2 protein-coding genes and 1 pseudogene are annotated in these 2,456 nt (G+C 36.0%); all 3 read left to right on the forward strand.

The features are described from left to right. Positions 1 to 813 (forward strand): hypothetical protein (locus Wcon_RS08950; protein WP_114517899.1); only part of this gene is annotated, 813 nt, incomplete at its 5' end. Between the two features lie 4 nt (positions 814 to 817). Beyond that, on the forward strand, positions 818 to 1,012 hold the full coding sequence (locus Wcon_RS08955; RefSeq protein WP_114517900.1) for a hypothetical protein: 195 nt from the start codon (positions 818 to 820) through the stop codon (positions 1,010 to 1,012). Further along, a pseudogene (locus Wcon_RS11480) lies at positions 1,009 to 2,456 on the forward strand (hypothetical protein); the annotation flags it as partial. The gene Wcon_RS08955 and the pseudogene Wcon_RS11480, both read left to right, overlap by 4 nt.

Consider the following 2,456-nt stretch of genomic DNA (forward strand, 5'->3'; position numbering starts at 1 on the left):
CGTATAGAGTGGTCACCAGTGTTTTGCTATGCAGGGCAAGAGTATGCAATAGTGCTACTTACTGATGATGCAGATACAGCAGTAAAAATAGCAGAACTTGGCAAGTATGATGCAGTAAATAGCCGTTGGGTAACAAGTCAACCTTATCAAGTAGGAGTACTACTGTCATCAAGCAATGCAAGTACGTGGACACCACACCAGAACTTAGATTTAACGTTTCGACTACTAGCTGCAAAATTTAGCGAAAGTTCTTACGTTATTGATCTTGGTAAAGTCACTGCAAATAATGTATCAGATTTAATAATTTTGACAAATGTTGAAAAAGTAGCATTTGATACCAATGTAGAATTTATCTTAACAGATGAAGAAGGAAAAGAAAACTTTTTGTCTGATAATTTACCGCTTGCGCTGCGTGAAAGAATCAGCAGAGAGTTAACAGTAAAGGCAAATTTAAAAGGGTCAAAAGAAAGAAGTCCTGTTCTCTATCCTGGGTTACAGCTAGTTATGGGTAATCTTTCAGAGTCCGGAGATTACGTAACTAGGAGCATTACAGCCGGCTCTAACACTAAGATAACAATTACCTATGATGCGTTGATACCTGGCACTGCAGACGTTAAAGCATATGTGGAGCAAAGCGTCAAAGGATGGCAATTAGTGAATTTAACAACAGGAAAACCTATTGGGGAAAATTGGGTAGAAAGAACTCACGTACTGACAAACTTTAATGGCAATGAGACAAGAATAAAATTAGTTTTAAGTGGAACAGTTGTCTATCGGCCAAAAGTCAAAAATCTACGAATCATTGTCACGTAGCAGAATGTCAGATGATAAAACAAGCAGAGGATATTCACTACCTCATCCAGAGAATATTGCAGTGGAAGATGTAGTACGTATTCGCATAACCATAGAAAAAATAGATGAAGATATCGCTAAAAGAGAGAATGAGCACAATCAACTTAAGAGTAATTTTGAGCGGTTTAACTTTGAAACTTTTTTAAATTTTTGGGAATGAAGGAAGCAATATACCAAAGGATAAAGGATTTAGCAGCAAGCAGCACAGCTGATCAATTGGCATATCTTGCAAAATCGCTGGAATTGATAGCAGATAAAAAAGCAATTTCCAACGTTGTGCAGATGACTGAAGTAAAAGGAATAATTGATGCACTACAAAAAAGACTTAAGGATTTAGCAGAAAACAGTACTCCAGATCAACTAGCATATCTTGCTAAAGCATTGGAATCAATAGTAGATAAGAGTGCGGTATCTGATATTGTACAGATGACTGATGGAAAGTTGAAAGAGCTCCTAAACGCTGCAAGATCGCACTTGAATGAGATAAACACTAACAAGGAAAATTCAATATCGACAATAACTGAAGCAAAGACAAAGTCTGTAAATGAGATCAATAAGCTTAGGGATAATTCCTTAAACACTTTAAAAGCATCATCAGATTCACATATATCGCTACTTGATACGAGAAAGAATGCCAATATTGCAGCAATAAATAGTATTAGCAACAGTCATAAAGATGGTCTTAAAGGTTTAGTGAATAACTTCCGTACTGTAAATGATGTGCCAGATGGTTCATCAATTATAGGAGAAATAGAAACTCGAATTAAAAGCATCCCTTACAAACGAGATAAAAATTAGGGAAAATCAGCTAAGAACACTCACAACCAAATTCAACTCCATCAATGATGTGCCTAGCAGTTCATCAATTATGAAAGAAGTGAAAAAGAGGAATATGGTTGAACCAGGGTCATTACCTTTCTTATTTGGTGTACTTGGCAGAAAAAATAATTATTTTGGCCACGGAACTTTTACGACAGAGCTTGGAAAGTGGAGTAGTGATATAACAAAAACTGACTATATGTTACAACTACTAGCAGGTAGCCATACGTACAATACAGATTACGTTAGTTTTTATCGGCCAAGACAACTAAGTTTTATAGAGGGAAGCAAGGGAACATTTATTTACGGAGAGTTATGCACAAAAAGCTTTTCGGGTAGTTATGATGAGATATACTATTACCCATATGCTGCACTTGGAGTAGTATTTGTAAAAAATACAACCAATGTGAACATAAATAAAGCAATAGAATTTGTTGGATCATCGTATTCGAGTACGGAGTATGGAGGTGCAGGATTATTTGTGGGAACACCAGATAATACCAATTCTAATAAATCAAGAATTTCAAGAATAATATGGAAAAATGTTTACCAATACACGAGTTCTGATAGCAAATTAGCTGGATCTGGTAATGTGGAGATTCCAGCAGGAAAAACAGTTGCAATATTACTTTACACATCATCTTACCTGTATTCCAGAACACAAGTTAGTCAAGGTATGCTTGCATCAAATTATGTACACAACTATGGTCAATTTATTCAGTGGGGGATTTAAACATACGTAGCAATGTTCTAACTACAGGACTTGAAGTAGATGTGGAGAGAAC

Source organism: Wolbachia endosymbiont of Cylisticus convexus, from assembly GCF_003344345.1.

Excerpts from the sequence above, each read along its gene's own strand:
- Wcon_RS08955 (WP_114517900.1), top strand. The coding sequence starts at position 818 with ATGTCAGATGATAAAACAAGCAGAGGATATTCACTACCTCATCCAGAG.